Source organism: Streptomyces sp. NPDC006476, from assembly GCF_040612015.1.
Lineage (GTDB): Bacteria > Actinomycetota > Actinomycetes > Streptomycetales > Streptomycetaceae > Streptomyces > Streptomyces griseorubiginosus_B.
Window position 1 is genome coordinate 26,301 of sequence record NZ_JBEXPK010000057.1, and the last position, 23,083, is coordinate 49,383.

22 protein-coding genes and 1 pseudogene are annotated in these 23,083 nt (G+C 71.6%); 14 read left to right on the plus strand and 9 right to left on the minus strand.

Going from position 1 to position 23,083, the window contains the following annotated elements; translation table 11 throughout:
• Window positions 1-3 precede the first annotated feature (3 nt).
• Both efeU and ABZZ74_RS40085 read left to right on the plus strand, forming a co-directional pair.
• Window positions 4-876, plus strand: coding sequence for an iron uptake transporter permease EfeU (gene efeU / locus ABZZ74_RS40080; protein WP_356949087.1), 873 nt, complete (start codon window positions 4-6; stop codon window positions 874-876).
• Complete coding sequence (locus tag ABZZ74_RS40085; RefSeq protein ID WP_356949088.1) at window positions 836-1,828, plus strand: hypothetical protein; 993 nt, start codon at window positions 836-838, stop codon at window positions 1,826-1,828. The genes efeU and ABZZ74_RS40085 overlap by 41 nt, the downstream gene beginning before the upstream one ends.
• Window positions 1,829-1,839: 11 nt before the next feature.
• Here the strand turns inward: ABZZ74_RS40085 and ABZZ74_RS40090 are convergent, their stop codons facing one another.
• The 5 genes from ABZZ74_RS40090 to ABZZ74_RS40110 are packed head-to-tail and all read right to left on the minus strand — an operon-like array spanning window position 1,840 to window position 6,747.
• Complete coding sequence (locus tag ABZZ74_RS40090; RefSeq protein ID WP_356949089.1) at window positions 1,840-2,574, minus strand: bifunctional DNA primase/polymerase; 735 nt, start codon at window positions 2,572-2,574, stop codon at window positions 1,840-1,842.
• Window positions 2,575-3,270 (minus strand): TetR/AcrR family transcriptional regulator, encoded by a 696-nt coding sequence (locus tag ABZZ74_RS40095; protein ID WP_356949090.1) that lies wholly within the window; start codon window positions 3,268-3,270, stop codon window positions 2,575-2,577.
• 25 nt (window positions 3,271-3,295) lie between these two features.
• Window positions 3,296-4,291 carry a small ribosomal subunit Rsm22 family protein gene (locus tag ABZZ74_RS40100; RefSeq protein WP_356949091.1) on the minus strand — a complete coding sequence of 332 codons (996 nt, stop codon included), beginning with the start codon at window positions 4,289-4,291 and terminating at the stop codon, window positions 3,296-3,298.
• 12 nt (window positions 4,292-4,303) lie between these two features.
• Complete coding sequence (locus tag ABZZ74_RS40105) at window positions 4,304-5,497, minus strand: serine hydrolase domain-containing protein (protein WP_356949092.1); 1,194 nt, start codon at window positions 5,495-5,497, stop codon at window positions 4,304-4,306.
• On the minus strand, window positions 5,449-6,747 hold the full coding sequence (locus ABZZ74_RS40110; RefSeq protein WP_356949093.1) for a multidrug effflux MFS transporter: 1,299 nt from the start codon (window positions 6,745-6,747) through the stop codon (window positions 5,449-5,451). Before ABZZ74_RS40110 ends, ABZZ74_RS40105 begins: the two co-directional genes overlap by 49 nt.
• A gap of 86 nt (window positions 6,748-6,833) precedes the next feature.
• Here ABZZ74_RS40110 and ABZZ74_RS40115 point away from each other — a divergent pair, with 86 nt between their 5' ends.
• Complete coding sequence (locus tag ABZZ74_RS40115; protein WP_356949094.1) at window positions 6,834-7,862, plus strand: Gfo/Idh/MocA family oxidoreductase; 1,029 nt, start codon at window positions 6,834-6,836, stop codon at window positions 7,860-7,862.
• Here the strand turns inward: ABZZ74_RS40115 and ABZZ74_RS40120 are convergent.
• Window positions 7,849-9,492, minus strand: coding sequence for an alkaline phosphatase D family protein (locus tag ABZZ74_RS40120; protein WP_356949095.1), 1,644 nt, complete (start codon window positions 9,490-9,492; stop codon window positions 7,849-7,851). The genes ABZZ74_RS40115 and ABZZ74_RS40120 overlap by 14 nt on opposite strands.
• A 131-nt stretch (window positions 9,493-9,623) precedes the next feature.
• Between ABZZ74_RS40120 and ABZZ74_RS40125 the strand changes: the two genes are divergently transcribed.
• Complete coding sequence (locus ABZZ74_RS40125) at window positions 9,624-10,382, plus strand: SDR family oxidoreductase (RefSeq protein WP_356949096.1); 759 nt, start codon at window positions 9,624-9,626, stop codon at window positions 10,380-10,382.
• A 242-nt stretch (window positions 10,383-10,624) separates the two neighbouring features.
• Here ABZZ74_RS40125 and ABZZ74_RS40130 read toward each other — a convergent pair whose 3' ends face one another.
• On the minus strand, window positions 10,625-11,764 hold the full coding sequence (locus ABZZ74_RS40130; protein WP_356949097.1) for a serine hydrolase: 1,140 nt from the start codon (window positions 11,762-11,764) through the stop codon (window positions 10,625-10,627).
• 200 nt (window positions 11,765-11,964) lie between these two features.
• Between ABZZ74_RS40130 and ABZZ74_RS40135 the strand changes: the two genes are divergently transcribed.
• Together ABZZ74_RS40135 and ABZZ74_RS40140 are read left to right on the plus strand one after the other, a co-directional pair.
• Window positions 11,965-13,431, plus strand: coding sequence for an FtsX-like permease family protein (locus tag ABZZ74_RS40135; protein WP_356949098.1), 1,467 nt, complete (start codon window positions 11,965-11,967; stop codon window positions 13,429-13,431).
• Window positions 13,432-13,508: 77 nt separating this feature from the next.
• Window positions 13,509-14,219: an ABC transporter ATP-binding protein gene (locus tag ABZZ74_RS40140; protein ID WP_356949099.1), complete on the plus strand. Its 711-nt coding sequence runs from the start codon at window positions 13,509-13,511 to the stop codon at window positions 14,217-14,219.
• 13 nt (window positions 14,220-14,232) lie between these two features.
• On the opposite strand, the gene ABZZ74_RS40145 is transcribed toward ABZZ74_RS40140, so the two are convergent.
• Together ABZZ74_RS40145 and ABZZ74_RS40150 are read right to left on the minus strand one after the other, a co-directional pair.
• On the minus strand, window positions 14,233-15,219 hold the full coding sequence (locus ABZZ74_RS40145) for an aldo/keto reductase (protein WP_356949100.1): 987 nt from the start codon (window positions 15,217-15,219) through the stop codon (window positions 14,233-14,235).
• Between the two features lie 95 nt (window positions 15,220-15,314).
• Entirely contained in the window at window positions 15,315-15,641 is a 327-nt protein-coding gene (locus ABZZ74_RS40150; RefSeq protein WP_133043036.1) for a nuclear transport factor 2 family protein, read from the minus strand.
• A 130-nt stretch (window positions 15,642-15,771) separates the two neighbouring features.
• Between ABZZ74_RS40150 and ABZZ74_RS40155 the strand changes: the two genes are divergently transcribed.
• The 8 genes and pseudogenes from ABZZ74_RS40155 to ABZZ74_RS40190 all read left to right on the plus strand — a co-directional run bounded on the left by ABZZ74_RS40155 (window position 15,772) and on the right by ABZZ74_RS40190 (window position 22,980).
• Window positions 15,772-16,341, plus strand: coding sequence for a DoxX family membrane protein (locus ABZZ74_RS40155; RefSeq protein WP_356949101.1), 570 nt, complete (start codon window positions 15,772-15,774; stop codon window positions 16,339-16,341).
• A gap of 23 nt (window positions 16,342-16,364) precedes the next feature.
• Window positions 16,365-16,739 carry a MazG-like family protein gene (locus ABZZ74_RS40160; protein WP_356949102.1) on the plus strand — a complete coding sequence of 125 codons (375 nt, stop codon included), beginning with the start codon at window positions 16,365-16,367 and terminating at the stop codon, window positions 16,737-16,739.
• Window positions 16,740-16,853: 114 nt separating this feature from the next.
• On the plus strand, window positions 16,854-18,470 hold the full coding sequence (locus ABZZ74_RS40165; RefSeq protein WP_356949103.1) for an MFS transporter: 1,617 nt from the start codon (window positions 16,854-16,856) through the stop codon (window positions 18,468-18,470).
• A 138-nt stretch (window positions 18,471-18,608) separates the two neighbouring features.
• Window positions 18,609-19,319 (plus strand): DUF4232 domain-containing protein, encoded by a 711-nt coding sequence (locus tag ABZZ74_RS40170; protein ID WP_356949104.1) that lies wholly within the window; start codon window positions 18,609-18,611, stop codon window positions 19,317-19,319.
• A gap of 209 nt (window positions 19,320-19,528) precedes the next feature.
• Entirely contained in the window at window positions 19,529-20,026 is a 498-nt protein-coding gene (locus tag ABZZ74_RS40175; protein ID WP_356949107.1) for an aldehyde dehydrogenase family protein, read from the plus strand.
• A gap of 21 nt (window positions 20,027-20,047) precedes the next feature.
• Window positions 20,048-20,814: pseudogene (locus tag ABZZ74_RS40180) on the plus strand (TIM barrel protein).
• A 283-nt stretch (window positions 20,815-21,097) separates the two neighbouring features.
• Window positions 21,098-22,114 (plus strand): Gfo/Idh/MocA family oxidoreductase, encoded by a 1,017-nt coding sequence (locus tag ABZZ74_RS40185; protein ID WP_133043044.1) that lies wholly within the window; start codon window positions 21,098-21,100, stop codon window positions 22,112-22,114.
• A complete protein-coding gene (locus tag ABZZ74_RS40190) occupies window positions 22,111-22,980 on the plus strand; it encodes a sugar phosphate isomerase/epimerase (protein WP_356949105.1) in 870 nt (289 codons plus the stop codon). The genes ABZZ74_RS40185 and ABZZ74_RS40190 overlap by 4 nt, the downstream gene beginning before the upstream one ends.
• The last annotated feature ends 103 nt before the right edge of the window (window positions 22,981-23,083 follow it).

Genomic DNA, 23,083 nt, shown 5'->3' on the forward strand with positions numbered 1-23,083 from the left:
CCCGTGTTCTCCAACTATCTGATCGGCCTGCGCGAGGGTCTGGAAGCCAGCCTCGTCGTCTGCATCCTGATCGCCTACCTCGTCAAGACCGGGCGCCGGGACGCCATCCGGCCCATCTGGATCGGCATCTCCGTCGCCGTCCTGATCGCGATGGGCTTCGGCTGCCTCCTGGAGTTCGGCTCCCAGGAGTTGACGTTCCAGGCGCAGGAGGCGCTCGGCGGCTCCCTGTCGATCGTCGCGGTCGGCCTGGTGACGTGGATGGTCTTCTGGATGCGGCGCACGGCCCGGCATCTGAGGTCCGAGCTGCACGGCAAGCTGGACGCGGCCCTCGCGATGGGCACGGGCGCGCTGGTCGCCACCGCCTTCCTCGCCGTCGGCCGGGAGGGCCTGGAGACCGCGCTGTTCGTGTGGGCGTCGGTGCACGCGGCGAGCGACGGCACCCCGCGGCCGCTGATCGGCGTGGCTCTCGGTCTGGCCACGGCGGTCTTCCTGGGCTGGCTGTTCTACCGGGGCGCCCTGAAGATCAACCTGGCCAAGTTCTTCACCTGGACCGGCGGCATGCTGGTCGTGGTCGCGGCGGGCGTACTGGCGTACGGCTTCCACGATCTGCAGGAGGCCGACATCCTGCCCGGCCTGACGAGTCTGGCCTTCGACATCTCCGGCACCATCCCGCCGGACAGCTGGTACGGGACCCTGCTGAAGGGTGTGTTCAACTTCCAGCCCGACCCGACCGTCCTCCAGGTCACGGTGTGGCTGCTGTACCTGATCCCGACGCTCGCGGTGTTCTTCGCCCCGGTAGGGTTCGCCTCCGGGAAGGGGAAGGTGAAGGCACCTGATGACCAGGGATCGCGGCCCTCGAAGGCTCCGCAGGCTTGACCGGAGGGTACTGATAGCGGCCACGGTGACCGCTTTGTCGCTCACGGCGAGCGGGTGCGTGGTGGTGCACGGGGAGCGCGAGGTGCTCCCCTCCTCCACCCGCGCGGAGGCCGCCAAGGCGCTGACGCAGTTCACGGCCGCGTACAACAAGGCGGACAAGGCGGACGACAGTTCGCTGGACGCCGACCATGTCACCGGCGCCCTCGGGGACATCGACGCGGCCCGGCTGAAGGCCGGTCACCGGACGAGCCCCGGCGGCAATCCCGCGCACACGCCGCTGGAGTTGACGAACGCCACGTTCATCATCCCCAAGAAGGCCGGCTGGCCGCGCTGGTTCGTCGCGGAGGCCAAGGGCAACAAGGGCGGCAACCTGCACTGGCTGCTGGTGTTCACCCGCGGCAGCCTGGCCGAGCCCTTCCAGGTGGCGTACCTGACGCTGATCACCCCGGGCTCGCTGCCGCGGATCAGGACGGACAAGGAGGGCTGGGCGCAGGCCGTCCCCGCGGACTCCGCCCAACTGGCCGTCGCGCCCCAGGACATGAGCCGCACCTACACCGCGTATCTGAAGAACGGCGGGAAGACGTTCGCCGACGGACCGCACACCAGCGGCTGGCGGGCCGACCGGGCGAAGGACGCGAAGAAGCCCGGCCTGGTCACGCAGTACATCGACGAACCGCTGACCAGCGGCGACTACGCCCCGCTGGCGTTGCGCACGGCGGACGGCGGCGCGCTGGTGTTCTTCACCACCCGCCGCTACGAGAAGGAGACCGCCGCAGCGGGCGCCTCGATCCCCACGCCGAACACGAGCGTGCAGGCGCTGACGAGCGGCGAGATCAAGCAGTCGCTGACGATGGAGTTCGTCTCGAACGGGGTCGCCGTGGACCCGAAGGGCAGCGGCCCGGTGACGGTGGTCTCCCGCCTGGAGGGCCTGACCTCGGCCCAGGGGTCCTAGGCCCCGGCCTCTCAGTGGCGCAGGGGCCAGGCCGTGCTCGCGTGGTCGGCGCCCTCGCCGGCGTGGCGGGCGCAGGCGTCGGTGAGGGTCTCCAGGAGGGTCAGCGGGTCGGGCAACGGGTGCTCGGGGCCGCGCACCCAGTGCACGCCCTGATCGCCGGGCAGCCGGGCGGGCGGTACGAGGACATAGGATCCGCGGCAGTGCCAGCGCAGGCCGTGGTGCTCGTCCATGGTCTCGGGGTGGCAGTCCAGCTCGCAGGGCCACCACTCGTCCTCGTCCTCGGGGGTGCCCCGGGTGAGGGTGAAGAACAGCAGCCGGCCGTCGTCGCTCTCGGCGACCGGGCCTACCTCGACGCCGGCGTCCAGCAGCCGCGCCATCGCCTCCCGGCCGGCCTCCAGCGGTACGTCCAGGACGTCGTGGACCATGCCGGTCGCGGTGATGAAGTTGGCCTGCGGCTGGTGGCGGGCCCAGCGCTCGATCTGGGCGCGGTCGGTGGTGGACTGCGTCTGCCAGGCGAAGGACACGGGATGGCGGGCGGGCGTGGGACAGCCCACGCGGTCGCAGGAGCAGCGGTAGCCGGGGGCGGGGTGGGCGGCGGGCGCGAGCGGCAGGCCCGCCCCGGCGGCGGCCAGCAGCAGGGCCTCACGGCCGCCGTCGTCGGCGCCGTCCTCCTTGGGGCGGCGTCCGCGCAGCCACTGGGAGAGTTTGCCCTGCCGGCCGGTTCGGCCGCCGAACTCCGCGCTCATCTATCCCCTCGCCTCGCTGTCGTGCGGAACAGCATGCCCTATGGTCCCATCTTCCTCCGCTTCGGGGGACCGGGCCCCCTTTCGGCGGGGGGCGAGACCGTACAGGGCGTAGTCGACGAGGGTGTCGGTGTACGCGTGGGAGATGGGGCCGGTGTGCTGCAGCCAGCGCTGGGCGAGGGGTGAGACGAAGAGTTCCAGGGCGATGCGCGGGTCGACGTCGGCGCGGACCTGCCCGGCGTCCTGGGCCGAGCGCAGCCGCTCGACGTACAACTGGAGCTGTGGCTCGAGCAGTTTGGCGACGAATTCACGGCCGAGCCGTTCGTTGACGAGGCCCTCGGCGGCGAGCGCGCGGGAGGGGACGTCGAAGCGGGGGTCGAGCAGTTCGTCCACGGTCGCCCGCAGCACGGCCCTGAGGTCGGCGGCGAGGTCGCCGGTGTCCGGGATCGTGTAGGGCTCCTGCCCGGCCTCCCGCGCGGTCCGCTCGCCCAGGTCCAGGAACGCCTCCAGCAGGACCTCCGCCTTGGAGGACCACCACCGGTAGATGGTCTGCTTGCCCACGCCGGCCCGCGCGGCGATCCCCTCGACGGTCGTCCTCGGATACCCGACCTCCGCGACGAGGGCGAGCGCGGCGTCGTAGATCGCGCGACGGGACCTCTCGCTGCGGCGGGCGGAGTCGGGCGCGGACTTCTTGACCATGGTCCGACGGTATCGGGTCGCGTTTCTACGGCCGTGCCGCGCCCGGCGGCCAGGCATCACCCCAGTCGGCGTCCCGGGCCGCCTTGTAGAGGTCGCCGTGACGTTTGGTGACGGTGGTGCGGCGCAGCTGTTCGTCGGGCTCGCACAGGTCGAGGAGGACCTGGCCCTTCCTGATCTGCGGGCGCCGGATCACGCGGGAGGGGGCGGGGGCGGCGGGCAGGCGGGTGGCGGCGACGTAGCTGAACTTCTCGTCCTCGTACGCCAGCGAGCCGCCCTTGACCTGGCGGTGCAGGGAGGAGCGGCTGACCCGGGCGGAGAAGTGGCACCAGTCGGTGCCGGGGGCGATCGGGCAGGCGGCGCTGTGCGGGCAGGGCGCGGCGACGTGGAACCCGGCGTCGATCAGCCGCTGCCTGGCCTCGATGACGCGGGCGTATCCGGCGGGGGTGCCGGCCTCGACGATCACGACGGCCCGGGCGGCGGCCGCGGCCGCGTCGACGAGGGCGGCGCGGTCGCGCTCGGTGAGTTCGTTGAGGACGTAGGAGACGGTGACGAGATCGGTGCTCTCGAGGGTGAGCGCCGCTCCGATCCGGGAGCGCCGCCAACGGGCGCCCCGCAGCGCGGGGTTGTCGGCGGCGAGTTCCTCGCCGAGGGCGAGAGCGGGTTCGGACCAGTCCAGCACGGTGACGTCGCGCCCGCCGGCCCAGGTGGCGCTGACGGCCCAGGTGGCGGCCCCGGTGCCCCCGCCGACGTCGGTGTGGGTGGCGGGCACGAACCCGGGCACGGCCGCCGCGAAGGCGTCCAGGGCCGCCCGCACCGCCTCGAACGTCGCCGGCATCCGGTACGCGGCGTAGGCGGCCACGTCGGCGCGGTCGCGCAGGATGGGCGCGTCGGTGGGGGTGGCGCCCCGGTAGTTCGCGATCAGCCGGTCGACGGCGTTCGCGGCCTGCTTGGGCGGCAGCCCGTCGAGGAGCGCGGCGAGGGTGGAGCGGAGGGTCTCGGCCGGGGGTACGGGGGCGTTCACCGGGGGATTCTCTCAGGTTCTGGCGACCGGTCCGATCTCGCGTACGGCCCGTGCCAGTCGGGTGGCCGCGGCCGCCCGCGGTCTGCTGTCCGGCTGCCGTCTGCGGGGGTGGACGGTGTTCGCCAGCAGCACCAGGAAGGTGTCCGTCGCCGGGTCCAGGACCAGCGACGTGCCCGTGAAGCCGGTGTGGCCCGCCGCCCCGCGTCCCGCCAGTTCGCCCATGAACCACGGCTGGTCCACCGCGAAGCCCAGGCCGGGGGGCGTCAGCAGCAGCTCCACGAAGTCCGGGCCGAGGATGCGGGCGGGGCCGTAGGAGCCGCCCGCCAGCAGGGTGCGGCAGAAGACCGCGAGGTCGCGGGCGGTGGAGAAGAGCCCGGCGTGCCCGGCCACTCCCCCGAGCGCCCAGGCGTTCTCGTCGTGGACGACGCCCCGCAGCATCCCCCGGTCCGCCTTGCCCCACGGCCGCCGCTGGTCCTCGGTCGCCGCCGCGCCGGGGCAGGGCCCGAAGTCGGTGGCGGTCATGCCCAGCGGCCTGGTGATGCCCTCGTGGACCAGGACGTCCAGCGTGCGGCCGGTGACGCGTTCCAGGACGTACTGCAGGAGCAGCATGTTGAGGTCGGAGTAGGTGTAGGTGCCGGGCGCGCCGATCGGCGCCTCGGCGTGCAGCATCGCCATGCGCTCGGTGTCGTCCGCACAGTCGTACAGCGGCAGTTCGGGCCGCAGTCCCGAGGTGTGCGTGAGCAGTTCCCGCACGGTGATCCCGTGCCGTGCCGCCGCGCGGAACTCCGGCAGGTAGGCGCCCACCCGGGCGTCGATGCCGAGGGTGCCCCGCTCGATCTGCTGGACCGCGGCGACGGAGGTGAACAGCTTGGTGAGGGAGGCCAGGTCGAAGGGCGTGCCGACGGTCATCGGGACGCGTGCCGCGGCCGGCAGCTCGATGCCGGCGTCGGTCTCCTCGTCGTAGCCGGAGTACCGTACGGCCCACCCCGCCGCCTCCTCGACGGCGATCACCGGCCCGCGTCCGGCGACCACGACAGTGCCCGCGGCCCAGGGGCGTGGCCCGGTGGTGAGGTCGGTGACCTCCTGGACGAGGTGACGCAGCTCCACGGGATCGAGTCCGGCCCGTTCCGCGGTGTCGCCGCGCAGTCTCGGCGCGCTCAGCTCCCTGCTCCCTCCGTATCCGCACGTGTGTTCCAGGGACGGCACATTCCCATGAAACAGGCCAGGGCCACCAGTGCGGCCGCCAGTTGGACGACGGCCATCGGGACGGCCGTGTGCTCGCCGGCGATCCCGACCAGCGGGGAGGCGACGGCGCCGATGAGGAAGGAGGAGGTGCCGAGCAGCGCGGAGGCGGAGCCGGCGGAGTGCCGGGTGCGCATCAGGGCGAGCGCCTGGGCGTTGGGCAGTGTCACGCCCATCGCCGACATCAGGACGAAGAGCGCGGCAGCGACGGGGGCGAGGCCCACCGCGCCGAGGGCGCCGGTCGACATCAGCAGCAGCGCGGTGGCGGCGGCGATCACGACCGCCAGGCCCACGCCCATGACCTTCTCCAGGCTGACCCGCCCCACCAGCACCTTGCCGTTGATCTGCCCGACGATCACGAGTCCGACGGAGTTCAGGCCGAACAGCAGGCTGAAGGTCTGCGGGGAGGCGCCGTAGATGTCCTGGATGACGAACGGGGAGGCCGAGATGTACGCGAACAGCGCCGCGAACGCGAAGCCGCCCGCCAGCATGAAGCCGGTGAAGGGCAGGTCGGCGAGGAGCCGCCGCATCGAGTGCAGGGCCTCTCCGACACCGCCCGCGTGCCGCTCGGCGCGCGGCAGGGTCTCGGGCAGCCGCGTCCACACCAGCGCGCCGAGCAGCAGGCCCACGACGGTCAGGACCACGAACACCCCGCGCCAGTCCGTCACCCGCAGGATCTGTCCGCCGATCAGCGGCGCGACGATCGGGGCGACCCCGGAGATCAGCATCAGGGTGGAGAAGAAGCGGGCCATCGCCGTGCCGTCGTACAGGTCGCGCACGACCGCCCGGGCGATCACTATGCCCGCCGCGCCCGCGAGGCCCTGCACCAGCCGGAAGGCGACCAGGACCTCGACGTTCGGGGCGAACGCGCACAGGGCGGTGGCGAGGACGTACACCGCGAGGCCGGTGAGCAGCGGGCGGCGGCGGCCCCACTTGTCGCTCATCGGGCCGACCACCAGCTGTCCGAGCGCCATGCCGAGCAGACAGGCGGTCAGGGTGAGCTGGACGGTGGCGGCGGGGGCGTGCAGGGCGTGGGTGACCTCGGGCAGCGAGGGGAGGTACATGTCCATCGCCAGCGGGGGTGTGGCGGTGAGGCCGCCCAGGATGAAGGTGACGAGCAGACCGGTCCGGCGCACGGCGCGGACGGCGGCCGGTTCCGCTTCCGCTCCGGCCGCCTGTGTCATCGGTGGTGTCGAGGCCCCCTGCTCGGCCATATGCCCCTCCCTTTCCGTTCGATACGCCACCTATGCTCTCAGCTCGTACACAGTGGCGAGGATCGCACGAGCGAGGGTGGGGCGGCATGACGGCGGAGAGTGTGCGGTGGGGCATCCTGGCGACCGGTGGGATCGCGGCCGCTTTCGCGGCCGATCTCGTCGATCTGCCGGATGCCGAGGTGGTGGCGGTGGCCTCGCGGACCGAGGCGTCGGCGAAGGCGTTCGCGGAGCGGTTCGGCATCGAGCGGGCCTACGGCGACTGGGCCGCCCTCGCCGCGGACGCGGACATCGATGTCGTGTACGTGGCCACCCCGCACTCGGCGCACCGGGCGGCCGCCGGTCTGTGTCTGGAGGCCGGGCGGAACGTGCTGTGCGAGAAGGCGTTCACGCTGAACGCGCGCGAGGCCGAGGAGCTGGTCGCGCTGGCGCGGGAGCGCGGGAGCTTCCTGATGGAGGCGATGTGGATGTACTGCAATCCGCTGGTGCGGCGGCTGAAGCGGATGGTGGAGGACGGCGCGATCGGCGAGGTGCGCCATGTGCAGGCCGACTTCGGGCTGGCGGGCCCCTTCCCGCCCGCGCACCGGCTGCGCGATCCTGCGCAGGGCGGCGGCTCGCTGCTGGATCTCGGGGTGTACCCGGTGTCGTTCGCACAGTTGCTGCTCGGGGAGCCGTCGGACGTGACGGCGAGAGCGGTGCTCTCCGACGAGGGCGTCGATCTCCAGACAGGTGCGCTGCTCTCCTTCGAGAGCGGCGCTCTCGCCTCGGTGCACTGCTCCATTGTCGGCGGTACGGCGACCTCGGCCTCCGTCACCGGCTCGCAGGGCCGCATCGACATTCTGCACGGCTTCTTCTTCCCGGACCGGTTCGTGCTGCACCGGGACGGCCGTGATCCGGAGGAGTTCGCCGCCGACCCGGCGGACGGGCCGCGCAACAGTCTCCGGCACGAGGCCCGCGAGGTCATGCGCGCGCTGCGGGCCGGTGAGACCGAGTCGCCGCTCGTGCCGCTCGACGGCACCCTCGCGGTGATGCGGACGCTCGACGCCATCCGTGACCGCGTCGGCGTCCGCTACCCGGGGGAGGACGGCGCGCCGGACTCGGCCCTCACGCCGGCTTGAGTCCCTGCGCGCCCACCTCCGTCACGAAGGAGGCGGCGGTGGAGACGGGCGCGCCGGTCGTGGTCACGTACGGCACGGCCCTGAAGTCGGCCCGCGCCGCCGTCTCGTCCAGCGTGACCTTCACATAGCCGCGCCGGCCGTCGTAGAACTTCAGGTGCGGGTTGGCGGTCATGTACGTGTCCCAGTTCGCGGGCTTCTCGGTGCCGTCCTGGCCGCTGGCGATCGAGGTGGCCACGATCTCGGTGCCCAGGGTGCGCGAGGACGGGTCGTCGAAGTCGTCCTTGATGTCGAAGGCGTACGCCACGTGCACATCGCCGCTGAGCACCATCAGGTTGGCCACCCCGGCCGCCTTGGCGCCGTCCAGCACGCGGCGGCGGGAGGCCGGGTAGCCGTCCCAGGCGTCCATGGAGACCTTGGCGACGGGGTTGAGGTCCAGCTTGCGCTGGGAGAAGCAGACCTGCTGCGGTACGACGTTCCACAGCGCCCTGGAGGCCCTCCAGCCGTCGATCAGCCACTGTTCCTGGGCGGCGCCGGTCATGGTGCGCGCCGGGTCCTCCGACTCGGGGCCGGGGACGTGCTTGCCGTCGCCGTAGGCCTGGTCGGAGCGGTACTGGCGGGTGTCGAGGACGTCGAACTGGGCGAGCAGGCCCCACTGCAGCCGCCGGTAGAGCCGGGCGTCGGGGCCGACGGGCAGCTGCGGGGCGCGCAGGGGCTGGTTCTCCCAGTAGGCGCGGTAGGCGGCGGCCCGGCGCAGCAGGAAGTCGGCCGGCGGGGTGCCGTCCTCGGGGATCGGGCCCGCGTAGTTGTTGTCGGTCTCGTGGTCGTCCCAGGTGACAACGAAGGGGTGCGCGGCGTGCGCGGCGCGCAGGTCGGGGTCGGAGCGGTAGAGGGCGTAGCGCAGCCGGTAGTCCTCGAGGGTCTCGGTCTCGTGGTTGTAGAGGTCCGGGAGCACGCGGTCGGTGTAGTTGCGGGCGCCGCCGACCCCGTCGACGGGGTATTCGTACATGTAGTCGCCGAGGTGGAAGACGAGGTCGACGTCCTCCTGGGCGAGGTGGCGGTGGGCGGTGAAGTAGCCGTCCTGGTACTGCTGGCAGGAGACGGCGGCGAGGGAGAGCGCGGGGGCGGCGGTGTCGTCGGCGGGCGCGGTGCGGGTGCGGCCGGTCTCGCTGAGCCAGGTGCCCGTGCGGAAGCGGTAGTAGTAGGCGCGGCCCGGGTCGAGGCCCTGGACCTCGACGTGAACGGCGTGGTTGAACTCGGGGTACGCGGTGGTGGTGCCCTTGGCTGCGAGGGTGGCGAAGGTCTCGTCCTGGGACATCTCCCAGTCGACGTCGACGGGATGGGCGGGCAGTCCGCCGTCGGCCTGGTAGGGGGCGGGCGCGAGCCGGGTCCACAGCACCACCGAGGTGGGCAGCGGGTCGCCGGAGGCGATGCCGAGGGTGAAGGGGTCGTTGTCGATGCGGGCCGCGTCCAGCGTGGCGGCCGCAGCGATGCCGGTCGCGGGCAGGTCGACGGTGAAGGCGAGGGCCGCGGCGGCCGCGGTCAGGGTCAGGAAGCGGCGCCGGCCGAGCTGCCGGGCGGCGGCGCGGTACTCGGGGGCGTGCCAGCGCGAGCGGCGTGTGGTGATGGTCATTCAGTCCTCCCGTCACAGTTGAGGGAGCGGACGTGCGGCGGTCCCGGGGCGACACGCTTTGTCGGGTCCACAACACCCGGATGGCGGACGGGCCGGTTCCACGTGCCGGACGCTCGCCTACGCTGCCGGACATGACGGAGAGGGAATCGAAGACCGCTGTGGTGACCGGTGCGGGCTCCGGGATCGGACGGGCGGTCGCCGTGGAGCTGGCGCGGGCGGGCTGGTCGGTGGCGCTGGCGGGGCGGCGGCCCGAGACGCTGGCGGAGACGGCGGCGCTGGTGCCCGAGGGGGCCTCGCTGGCCGTACGCACCGACGTGTCGCAACCGGGGGACGTCGCCGCGCTGTTCGCTGCCGCCGTGGAGCGGTTCGGGCGGGTGGACCTGCTGTTCAACAACGCGGGGACGTTCGGACCGGGCGGGGTGCCGGTGGAGGAGCTGCCGTACGACGCGTGGCGGCATGTGGTGGACACCAACCTCAACGGGGCGTTCCTGTGCGCGCAGGCGGCCTTCCGGCAGATGAAGCAGCAGGACCCGCAGGGCGGACGGATCATCAACAACGGCTCGATCTCTGCGCATACGCCCCGGCCGCTGTCCGTCGCCTACACGGCGACCAAGCACGCGCTGACCGGCCTGACCAAGTCGCTGTCCCTGGACGGGCGGCCGTACCGGATCGCGGTGGGGCAGATCGACATCGGCAACGCGGCGACCGACATGACGCGGCGGATGGAGACGGGGGCGTTGCAGGCGGACGGTTCGGTGGTGCCGGAGCCCGTGATGGACGTCGCCGATGTGGCGCGCACCGTGCTGCACATGGCGGAGCTGCCGCTGGAGGCGAACGTGCAGTTCGCGACGGTGCTGGCCACGGCGATGCCGTACGTGGGGCGGGGCTGACGGCGCCGACAGAGCGTCAACTCGTCAACTCTTACAAACGGAATTTCAGCATCCGGACCATTGCGGCCGGTCGCAGGCCTATGCTCAAATCGTCTACACAGGAACTTCACACTTGGGGGGATGGAGTTCCGCAGGCCACACCGAGGGGGGTGGCGGCAGCCGTTCCACCGCACCGGGTGGGGGTGGATCCCGCGCGGGACCGCGGGGTACGCACCGGTGCGTCGGAACGGCTGCCGCGAACGTCAACCGGCCTGTTCCGCCCCGCCCTTGCGCCGTCGGCGCAGCGCCCACGCCCCGCCCGCCAGCAGCGCGACCGTGCCGCCCGCGCCCTCCAGCAGCTTCCACGACGAGCTCGCCCCCGCCGCCGCCCCTGGCGCCCCGGCCGCCGCGTGAGCGCTCTTCCCGCCCCGCGCCGCCTTCGCCCCGCCCTCGCTCAGCGGCTCGACCAGCGTGCCGACCGCCGCCGCCGCCGAACCTCCTTTCTCGAAGCCCCAGTCGAGCAGCGCGGCCGTCTCCTCGTAGACGGCGTTGTAGCCGCTCCTCGGATGCATCACGGTCACCAGCAGGGTCCGGCCGCCGCGGGTGGCCGCGCCGGTGAAGGTGTTGCCGGCGCTGCTGGTGTAACCGTTCTTGACGCCGATCAGCCCGTCGTACGTCTTCACGCCCCACGCGCCCGTGAGCAGGCGGTCGGTGTTCTGGATCTGGAAGGTCTTCCTGCCGCCCGCCGGGAAGTCCGCGGTCCGGGTGTGGCAGTACGCGCGGAAGTCGGAGTCCTTCAGGCCGTGCCGGGCGAAGAGGGTGAGGTCGTAGGCGGAGGAGAGCTGTCCCTTGTGGTCGAAGCCGTCGGGGCTGACCACATGGGTGTCCAGGGCCTGCAGGTCCTCCGCCTTGGCCTGCATCTCCTCGACCGTCCTGGCGATACCGCCGTTCATGTGGGCCAGGACGTGCACGGCGTCGTTGCCGGAGCGGAGGAAGACGCCCTGCCACAACTGCTCGACGGTGTAGGTGATCCCGGCTTTGACACCGACCAGGCTGGAGCCGGAGGGGACGTCGGCGATCTCGGCGTCGGTGACCGTGTGCCGCTCGGTGGGAGCGAACTTCTTCAGCACCGTGTCGGCGAAGAGCATCTTCAGCGTGGACGCGGGCGCGAGACGCCGGTGCGCGTTGAAGGAGGCGAGCACTTCTCCGCTGTCGCAGTCGGCGACCAGCCACGCGGCGGCGGTGAGTTTCCGGGGCAGTGCGGTGCCCTGAATTCCGGCGCGGGCGAGACGGGCACCGCCGACGACGGTCGTGGCGTGCGCGGGGGTCGCCGGGGCGAGCGGAATCGCGGCGGCGGCAAGACCCAGCGCGGCACGCCGGGAGAGCGGGGAGGAACCATGCATCCGGGGACGCTAACACCCACTCAACAGGGGTTTCCTGGCAGTAGCCCCTCTACTGCTCAGGAATTACCTGTCTTACGAAAGTTTGAAGTCATACCCCGCTTTCTCAGCTCCGACACATCCTTTACTCAGTGCGACGCAAAGGTTCCTCCATAACTTGTGGCAGCGCCCACAGCGGGCGCCAAGAACCTGCGAGGAACGGGATGTTTGGCATCTATCTCAAGCGCGAACTGAGCCGCAGAAAGAAAGCGGCTCTGGTCATCGCCATGGGTCTGGCGCTCGGTATCGCGCTGGTGATCACCGTCAACTCGGTGTCGGCCGGCATGACTCAGGCCCAGGGCAAGGTCCTCAAGTCGCTGTACGGTCTCGGGACCGACATGACCGTCACAAAGGCGCAGTCGGCGCCCAAGGCGGGCAGCTCCCAGGGCCCGAACTTCCAGTTCGACGCCAAGTCGAGCAGCAGCACCCAGCAGAGCTCGGACCGGGTGATGACCCAGGGCGGTCAGACTCTGGCGTCCTCCCTGGTCACCAAGGTCGCCGCGCAGCAGGGCGTGTCCGCCGCGGTCGGCGCGCTCACCCTGAACGTGACCAAGGTCGACGGCTCCTTCACCCAGGGCAAGGCGAAGAGCTCCACGAGCGGCAGCGGCAGCCGGCAGCAGAGCGGGCCCGGCGGCAGCAGCAACGGCGGCAGCCAGCCGCAGGTCCAGGGAGGCGGCGCCTCCTTCGACGTCAACTCCTACTCGGTGGCCGGCGTCGACGTCACCGACCAGGAGCTCGGCCCGCTGGCCACCTCGAAGATCACCTCGGGGAAGACGTTCACGTCCTCGCAGGCCACCGCCAAGGTCGCCGTGGTCAGCGCCTCGTACGCCAAGTCCAAGAAGTACAAGGTCGGCACGGCCTTCAAGATCTCCGGCACCACGTACACGGTCATCGGCATCGCGACGCCCGACAGCGGTGATTCCACCGTCGACGTCTTCCTGCCGCTGAAGCAGGCGCAGACGCTGGGCGACGCGAAGAACAAGGTCACCACGATCTACGTCAAGGCCACCGACTCGCAGCAGATCTCCACCGTGAAGAAGGAGATCCAGTCCAACATCTCCGGTACGACGGTCACCACCTCCGCCGACCTGGCCTCCACCGTCTCCGGTTCCCTGTCCACCGCGTCCGACCTGGCCACCAGCGTCGGCAAGTGGCTGTCGATCGCGGTGCTGGCGGCGGCGTTCCTGGTGGCGGCGCTGCTGACCTCCTCGGCCGTCTCCCGCCGGGTGCGTGAGTTCGGCACGCTGAAGGCGCTGGGCTGGCCGAGCCATAAGGTGACCCGGCAGGTCGTCGGCGAGTCCATGGTCAACGGCCTGATCGGCGGCGCCCTCGGTATCGCGCTCGGTCTCGCGGCCGCCTACGCGGTCACCGCGATCAGCCCGAAGCTGACCGCGCAGCTCGGCAGTGCGGGCGGCGGCACGGGCGGACCCGGCGGCGGTCCGGGCGGGGGCGGCCCCGGCCGGCAGTCGGCCTCCACCACCATGGAGATCGCCCTGTCCGCACCGGTCTCCCTGACCACCATCGCCCTCGCGGTGGCCCTGGCGGTCACCGGCGGGCTGATCGCCGGTGCGATGGGCGGCTGGCGCGCCTCCCGTATGCGCCCGGCGGACGCCCTGCGCAGCGTCTCGTAACGCACCCCAAGCCTGGGCGCCGCCTCTCCCTCCCCCCGGGCGCGGCGCCCCACCCCTACGTTCCTGTGGAGAACCCCATGTACAGACTCACCGGCGTCACCAAGCGCTACACGCGGGGCAAGGAGACGGTGGAGGCGCTGCGCGGCATCGACCTCACCATCGAGGACGGCGACCAGCTCGTCATCCAGGGCCCGACGGGCAGCGGCAAGTCGACGCTGCTGCAGATGATCGGCGGGCTGGACCGTCCGACCGAGGGCAGCGTCGAGTTCGAGGGCGTCGACCTGGCCCGCATCGGCGAGACCAGGCTGACCCGGGTGCGGGCCGAGAACATCGGCATCATCTTCCAGTCGTTCAACCTCATCCCGACGCTCACCGCCCAGGAGAACGTCGAAACGGCCCTCGTGCCCCTCGGGGTGAAGCCCGCCGAGCGCCGCGAGCGGGCGGCGGAGGCCCTGCGCTCGGTGGGCCTCGGCGAACGCCTCAGTCACGCGCCCGCGGAGCTCTCCGGCGGCCAGCAGCAGCGCGTCGCGATCGCCCGCGCGCTGGTCAAGCGGCCCAAGGTGCTCCTGGCCGACGAGCCCACCGGCAACCTCGACGAGGGCACCCGCGACGACATCATGGCCCTGCTGGAGGGGCTGTGGCGCGAGCACGGGCTGACCTTCGTCATGGTCACCCACGACTCCTCCATCGCCCGCCGAGCGCCCCGCCTTGCCACCATCAGGGCCGGGCAGCTGACCCTGACGGAGCAGGGCGACGGACGGTACGCACAGCAGTCGTACGTGTCCTGACGGCCGGGGCCCCTCACCTCCCGAGGATCGTGTCGACCTCGGCCAGTTGGGCGGGGGTGAGTGGGCCCTTCTCGAGGGCGGCCGCGTTCTGCTCGGCCTGGGTGACCGAGCGGAAGCCCGGGATCGGGACCGTGCGCGGGCTGCAGGCCCAGATCCAGGCGAGGGCGCCCTGCGCGGGCGTACGGCCGTCGCTGGTCAGTACGTCCCGCAGCGCGTCCACGCGGGCGACCCAGTCCTCGTCGGCGCCGCCGTTCTCCGTGAAGCCGGGCAGCCAGGCGGGCGGCCGGCTGCGGATGTCCCCGGCCTCCAGGGCCTGCCCGCTGCGGTGTTTGCCGGACAGCAGCCCCATGGCGAGCGGACTGCGGTTGACGCCGGCGAGGTCCAGCTCGTCGCACAGGGCGAGCATGTCGGGTGCCGGCTGGAAGATGTTGAGCGCGTGCTGCACGGCCGTGCAGTGCTCCCCCTCGGCGAACACGGCGGCACGGGCGGGGTCGTCGGTGCTCCAGGCGTAGGCACGGATCAGCCCCTCGTCCACCAACTCCTCGCAGGCCTCGCGGAGTTCGGCGGCCCGCTCGGGATCGGCGTCGGAGATGTGCAGCTGGTAGAGGTCGACATGGTCGGTGTCCAGGCGCCGGAGCGAGGCGGTCAGGGCGCGGCGGACGTACTGCGGGGAGTCGTCGCTGCCGGTACGGGTGCGGGTGTCCTCGTCGAAGAGGTTGCCCCACTTGGTGGCGATCACCACCTCGTCCCGGCGCTTGCCGAGGGCGCGCCCGAGGACGCGTTCGCTGTGCCCGGCGCCGTAGGTGTCGGCGGTGTCGAAGAAGGTCACACCGAGGTCGAGGGCGCGCCGGATCGCCCGTACGGACTCCTCGTCGTCGACCTTGCCCCAGCCGAGCGGCTGCCCGTCGGTGTCCTGCCACTCCCCGCCGATGGCCCAGCAGCCGAAGCCGAGAGCGCTTACTCGGATACCGCTGCGGCCCAGTGTCCTGTTCGTCTCCATGCCCACGGACCCTAGGAGTTGGAGCGCACTTCAGCACAAGGGGTCAGCGCAAAAGGCCAGCACAGGGATGCACAAGGGGATGCGCAAAGGGTCTGCTACGCCTGGCCGGTCTCGAAGCGGGAGATCCGGCCGTCCTCGGTGACGTCGAAGCTCCACCGGGTGCGCATCTCGCCCCAGGTGTCGTTGCGGTAGTTCGCGATCAGCGCGCGGCCGCCCTGGGACTCGTTGTCGACGTCCAGATGGCCGTTGGAGGAGAAGATCTCCCGGTCGATCCACTCGCCGAGGTCGCGGTCGGAGCCGTCGTCCGACATCGTCGCGTCGTCGGTGAGCAGCGACAGGAACGCCTCACGGTCATGGGCGTTGACGGCGGCGACGAACGCGCGGACCGCCGGGTCGCTGAGTTTGGCGGGCTGAATCGTCATGCCAGTCAGACTCACACCGCTCCCCCGGGACCGCCACCCGAACGGCCGCGCGAACAGGCTGGGCAGGTGTCGGCGATGCGACGGTGGATACGCGGAGGGGACCGACCTGTTGCCTGCCCCGGGAGTCATCGTGAGTGCATTCGACCGTCGTGATCTGGGCCTGCTGCTGCTCCGGCTGGGCACCGGTGGTGTGCTGGCGGCACACGGCGCGCAGAAGCTGCTGGGCTGGTTCGGCGGCCACGGCATCGAGGGGACCGGGCAGTTCATGGAGTCCGTCGGGTACGCGCCGGGCAAGGCGAGCGCCACGGCGGCGGGGCTCGCCGAGGCCGGTGGCGGCACCCTGCTGGCACTGGGCCTCGCGACACCGGCGGCGGGCGCGGCGGCGGCCGGCGCGATGGCGGGGGCGTCCGCGGTGCACGCGCCGAACGGCTTCTTCAACCAGGAGGGCGGCTTCGAGTACGCGGCCACGCTGGGCCTCGCCGCGGCCGGACTGGCGGTCACCGGACCGGGCAGGCTCTCCCTCGACCACGCCATGGGCCATGCCATGGACCGCGGCTGGATGGTCCCGGCGGCACTCGGCGCGACGGCGGCGGCGACGGCTCTGGTCGTGGGGGCGCGGAACAAGCGGCTGCGCAAGCCGGAGCAGGACGAGGCGGCAGAGGACCGGTTCGAGTCGCAGGAGCCGCTGTCCGGGGAGTGACCCGCTGGGGCAGGGTTGCGCCCATGACTGATCGGAACACCTCCCCCGGCGCCCCCGCCTCCCCCGACGACCTCTGGTCCGCCGTCGACGCCCTGTGGGCCTGGCTGGAAGAGGGCAGCCCGCACGGCGGCCGCGAGAGCCTGCTGCTGCGCGTCCTGAAGATGTCCGAGGAGGTCGGCGAGGTCGCCGAGGCGGTGCTCGGCGCGACCGGCCAGAACCCGCGCAAGGGCGCCAGCCACACCTGGGACGACGTCCAGGCCGAACTGTGCGACGTCGTGATCACCGCGCTCATCGCCCTGCGCACCCTCACCCCGGACACCCGCGAGACCTTCAACCGGCATCTGGCCCGGGTGACGGAACGCTCCCTCAGCACCCGCCGGCCGGGCACCGCGACCTGACCGGACTCCCCCAATGTTGGGCACGCTATTGACCGCCGTTGAAAAACCGCCCTACATTCGCAGCGTTTCACGGCGCCGTCGTCCCCCGTACACCCGCTCAAAGGGGAGCCCCTCGTGTCCACGGAAACGCATACCCAACCCGGGTCCACCGCCGCCGGGCCCGCGTCGGCCGGCCTGCCCGTCGGCACCCTGGTCGCCGGCTGCTTCGCGGTCTGCCTGGCCCAGATCGCCCTCGCCATGCCGGCCACGCTCAACGGCCTGTTCCAGCAGGACCTGCATCCGGTCGGCTCCCAGTTGACCTGGATCTCGGACGCCTTCCTGCTGCCCGTGTCCGTTCTGGAGCTCACCTTCGGCGTCCTCGGCGACCTCTTCGGCCGCAAGCGGCTGCTGGTCGGCGGCGGCGGTCTGCTGGTGGCCGGCGAGGCGCTGGCCGCCGCCAGCACCGGCATCCACATGCTCTGGGTGGGCCAGGCCATCGCCGGCCTGGGCGCGGCGGCGCTCTTCCCGACCTCCCTCGCGATGATCGCCGCGGGCACCCACTCCGCCCGCGACCGCGCCCGTACGATCACGATCTGGGCGGCCGCCCTGTCCAGCGGCGGTTTCGTCGCCCCGGTCCTCGGCGGCATCACCGGCAACTACGGCTCCTGGCGCTGGGCGTTCATCGTGGTGACCGGCCTCGCCCTGGTCAGCACGCTGCTCAGCCAGCTCTTCGCGCAGAACTCCAGCGCCCCGGAAGGCCGTTCACTCGACCTCGCCGGCCAGATCACCATCGGCATCGGCATGTTCGCCCTGCTGTACGCGGTGATCCAGGGCCCGGCGGACGGCTGGACGGCGACCCCCGTGGTGATCGCGTACGTGGTCTCGGCCCTGTTCATCGGGCTGTTCCTGCTGGCCGAACACCGGGCCGCCGCCCCGCTGCTCCGGCTCGACCTGTTCAGGAACCGGGCGTTCGCGGTGGCGTCGTTCGTCGCCGTGGTCGGCATGTTCAGCTACCTCGGCACCGCCTACGCCACCAGCATCCGGCTCGGCCCGATCCAGCACCAGAGCCCCCTGCGCGGCTCGTTCGCCTTCATCCTGCTCAACGCCTGGACGCTGCTGCTGATGCCGCTGATCTCCCGGCTGCTGGAGAAGGTCAGCCCGCGCTGGGTGCTCGGCGCGGGACTCGCCCTGATGGCCACCGGTGACTTCATCGCCGCGACCCTCTCGGTCCACGACCGCGCGCTGACCTCCCTCATCCTCCCCATCGGCCTGGTCGGCATCGGCTTCGCGCTCACCGTCTCCTCCATCACCGCGACCGCCGTGAACACCGTGGAGGTCCACTACGCGGGCATGGCGAGCGCCTCGACGAGCCTGCTGCGCGACTTCGGCTTCACGCTCGGCCCGGCGGTCATCGGCGCGATCGCGCTGAGCCACGCGGCCGACGAGTTCACCCGCAACCTGACCTCCTCCGGCCTCTCCGCCCAGGTCAAGGCGGCGGCCGGACAGGTCGCGGCCGAGGGCGGCCCGCTCGCCTCCAACTCGGTCCCGCCGACCTCCCCGCCGGGTGGCGCGGTCCCCATCGCCCTGGAGGCCCTCGGCAACGGCTACGCCATCGGTTACGTCGTCTGCGGCATCGCCGCCCTGGCGTGCTGCCTGCTCAGCGTGGTCGCCCTGCGCGGCAAGGGCGACCAGGACGCGACGGTGGGCATCGAGAAGGAGGAGGAAGCGGCGGCGGCCACGGCGATCCGATGACCAAGGTCTTGGAGCGACGGTGATCTCGTCACCGCCACGTCACAGCTGACGCACAGGGGAACCCCACGTGAGGCCGTCCGGTCTCCATCGGCGAGCGCCGGCGGAGACCGGCGCCGCGTATCCACCTCGGGGGACCTCATGCCGTACGTCAGCATCCGCAAGACCGCACTCGCCGTCGCCGCGCTCTCGGCCGCCTTGTCGCTCTCGGCCTGCCAGAGCAGCGACACCGCCTCCGGCACCACGTCCTCCTCGACGGCCCCGACCAGCAAGGCGCCGTCGTCGGCGTCCTCACCGTCCACGCCGTCCACGCCGTCCTCGGTTTCGTCGCCGTCCACGGCCCCGTCGTCCGCGCCCCCCAAGACCAGCGCGAGCGCCTCCCCCATCTCCGGCACCACCGGCACGAAGGTCAAGACCTGCACCGCCTCCGCGCTGAAGGCCACCGCGCACCAGGCCGCCGACCGCCCGGCCGGCACCGGGACGGGCGCTGCGATCGTGGAGTTCACCAACACCTCCACCCACCCCTGCCTCCTCCAGGGCCACCCCACGGTGGCCGGAGCGGCCAACGGCTCCCCCGAGCACAACGCCCCGCTGAAGGTGACCCCCGTCGGCCCCGCCCCCGTGATCCGCCTCGCCCCGGGCGGTACGGCACGGGTGAAGCTGACGTTCGTCCAGGTGCAGGGCGAGGCCGACGGCTACTGCAAGTCGGGCGCGCAGCCGGTGACGTACCCGACGCTCGTGGTGGGTCTGCCGGGCGCCGGTGCGCACCAAGTCGCCCTGGACGACGGGGTGTTCGCCGAGTGCGACAACACGGTGACGGCCACGGCGGTGTCGGCGGCGGCACTGTCGTAGGCCCACACACCCGTTCAAACGATCAAGAGCCCATCCATGCCATGGATGGGCTCCCCCATGCCGGCGCCCGGCGGCCTCGAAGTCTCACGGTGACAAGGTATTGACATGACATTTGAACAGGGGTCATCGTACGGAGACTAGAGCGCGCTAGTAGAGCGCGCCGGAGATACCCGTGAAGGGGACCCGCGATGCCGTTCGACGTGCTGACCATGGGCCGGGTGGGAGTGGACGTGTATCCGCTCCAGACCGGTCTCGGGCTGGCCGAAGTCACCTCGTTCGGCAAGTACCTGGGCGGCAGCCCGACGAACGTGGCGGTGGCGGCGGCCCGGTACGGCCGGTCGGCCGCGGTGATCACGAAGACCGGCCGGGACCCGTTCGGCGACTTCGTGCGCACCGCGCTGGACGAGGCCATCGACGTCATCAACGCCAACCCCTACGGCAACGGCACCGCCCTGTTCACCGCCTCCGGCGAGGCCGCCCGCCGCTTCCAGCGCCGGGTCAAGGTCGGCATGATCGGCATCACCGTCCCCGTCCCGATGTCGTACTACTCCTTCGGCGGCTGGAAGGACTCCCTCATCGGCGACTCCCCCATCCACGGCCCCGAGGGCATCCGCTTCTACACCCGCCCCAAGGTCGTCACCACCCGCCGCTGGCCCCAGCAGAGCCAGCAGGTCGCCGCCGGCTTCACCTTCCCCACCTCCAACTGACCCTCCCCTTAAGGAGACGCCATGGCAACGGCGCCATCCCCGCTCCGCACCGTCGCAGGCAACCTCTGCCTGGGCTCCGCGCCCGACTCCTGGGGCATCTGGTTCCCCGAGGACGAGCACCAGGTGCCGTACACCCGCTTCCTGGACGAGCTGGCCCAGGCCGGTTACGAGTGGCTGGAGCTCGGCCCCTACGGCTACCTGCCCACCGACCCGCGGCGCCTGAAGGAGGAGCTGGACGCCCGTGGCCTGAAGGTCTCCGGCGGTACGGCCTTCGGCGCGCTGCACCGGCCCGAGGCCTGGGACTCGATGCTCGCGCACGTCCGCCAGGTCGCCGCGCCCACGCCGACAGCCACATCCAGACGCAGGCCGAGATCGAGCGGCTGCTGAATGAGTCTGACTCCCGCTGCACCAACCTGTGCCTGGACACCGGGCATGTGGCGTACGGCGGCGGAGACAACCTCGACCTGATCCGCCGGTTCGGCGAGCGCGTCGGGTACGTGCACATCAAGCAGATGGACCCGGCGGTGCTGGCCCAAGTGGCCGCCGAGGACCTGTCGTTCGGGGAGGCGGTCAAGCGCGGGGTGTGCGTGTCGCCGCCCGCCGGGGTGCCCAACCCGGCCGAGGTGGTGGGCGAACTGGCCAAGCTTGACGCCGAGTTGTTCGTGATCGTGGAGCAGGACCTGTACCCCTGCGCGCCCGAGGTGCCGCTGCCCATCGCGGTCAGCACCCGCGAGCATCTGGCCGACTGCGGTCTGTCGGGTACCCGGCGTCCGAACGTCCCCCAGTAGGAGGTGGCCATGGACGTCAGGGGCGACGCGACCAGGACCCCCACCCTCACGCCCGACGCCCCGCCGGCGGTCGCCCGCCGGCTGCGGCTGATCACCGTCATCGCCAGTCGTGGCGGGGATCTTCTCCCTGGCCTTCGTGAAGCTCTACGTCCCCGAGACGCAGGGCCGCACGCTCGAAACCCTGGAAGCCGAACTCCGGTCGCGCTTCTCCTGACTCACCTTTCTGCCCCCCCTTCTGCCCCCCTTCTGACTCCCTTCTGACTCCCCCTTCGAAGGACTGACCATGACCGTACGTGTTGGAGTCATCGGCGCCGGCTGGATCGGCCATGAACACATCCGGCGTCTGACGCACCAGGTAACCGGTGCCCGGGTCACCGCGGTGACGGACATCGACGCGGCCCGCGCCGAGGAGGCGGCGGCGTCGGTGGGTGCCCGGGTGCTGCCGGACGGCGCGGCCGTGGTGGCGGCGGACGACGTGGACGCCGTCCTCGTGACGTCCTGGGGCCCCACCCACGCCGAGCACGTCCTGAACGCCATCGCGGCGGGAAAGCCGGTGTTCTGCGAGAAGCCTCTGGCCACCACCGCCGAGGACTGTCTGAGGATCCTGGAGGCGGAGACGGCCCACGGCCGCCGTCTGGTCCAGGTCGGCTTCATGCGCCGCTACGACGCCGGCTACCGCCAGATGAAGCAGGTGATCGACTCGGGCCGGATCGGCGAGCCGCTGATCGTGCACTGCGCCCATCGCAACCCGACGGTCCCGGAGTCGTACACCTCGGCGATGGCGGCGCTGGACACGGCGGTCCACGAGGTGGACGTGCTGCGCTGGCTGCTGGACGACGAGATCGTCTCCGCGCAGGTGGTGACGCCGCGATCGACGAGCAAGCGGTTCGAGCATCTGAAGGACCCGCAGATCATGCTCTTCGAGACGGCGAAGGGCGTCCGCATCGACCTCGAGGTCTTCGTCAACTGCCAGTACGGCTACGACATCCAGTGCGAGACGGTGGGCGAGGAGGGTCTGGTGCGGCTGCCCGACCCGGCAGCGGTGGGCGTCCGTACGGCGGCCCGGCACAGCACGGAGGTCCTGACGGACTGGGTGGGCCGTTTCGCGGAGGCCTTCGACACGGAGTTCCGCGAGTGGATCGCCACGGTGGCGGCCGGTGAGGAGCCGACGGGCCCCTCCGCCTGGGACGGCTACGCCGCCACCGTCATCACGGCCGCGACGGTCGAGGCCCTCGAAACGGGCCGCGTCGTCGGCACCGACCTCAAGCCCCGCCCGACCCTCTACGGAGGCACCGCGTGAAAATCGCCCTCGATCCGTACATGTTCCGCGCCCTGCCGATCGACGACATGGTGCGCACGGTGGCCGAACTGGGTTACGAGTACATCGAGTTGTCGCCCCGCGACGACTTCATGCCGTTCTTCCTGCATCCGCGCGCGGACGACGAGCGGGTGACGGAGCTGAAGAACTCTCTTCGCCGGCACGGCGTACAGCTGTCCTCGGTGCTCCCGCTGTACAAGTGGTCGTCCCCGGACGAGACGGAGCGCCAGGCGGCGGTCCGGTACTGGAGGCGGATGATCGAGATCACGGCGGACCTCGAATGCCCGCTGATGAACTCGGAGTTCAACGGTCGGCCCGAGCGGGCGGCGGAGAGCGAGGCGGCGTTCTGGCGCTCGCTGGAGGAACTGCTGCCACTGTTCGAGCGCGAGGGGATCGCCCTGAACCTGGAGGCCCACCCGGACGACTTCTGCGAGGAGAACACGCCGGCGGTGGACCTGGTCCGCGCGATCAACAAGCCCTGGGTGAACTACCTCTACTGCGCGCCGCACTCGTTCCATCTCTCCGGTGCGACGGAGGTCGGCGCGGACATCGCGTCGATGATGCGGTACGCGGGAGACAAGCTGCGGCACGTCCACATCGCGGACTCCTTCAACCACAAGGGGTCGTCGGGCCTGCGCTACATCCTCAACCCGCCCGGGACGGCGGCCCGTATCCACCAGCACCTGGACATCGGCCAGGGAGAGGTGGACTGGGACGCCTTCTTCGGCACCCTGCGCGAACTGAACTTCGACGGCGTGGCGACCGCCTGCGTCTTCGCCTGGGAGGAGCGGGCACGGGAGTCGTCGACGTTCATGCTGGACCGGATCCGCAAGGAACTGGCGGGCTGAGAGCGGGATTCACGGGATCCGGATCCACGGACGGGGCCGCCGAAGAAGGCCTCGCGGCCCGGCATGCAGATCGCGGTCGGTGGCTGCCTGGCGCAGAAGGACC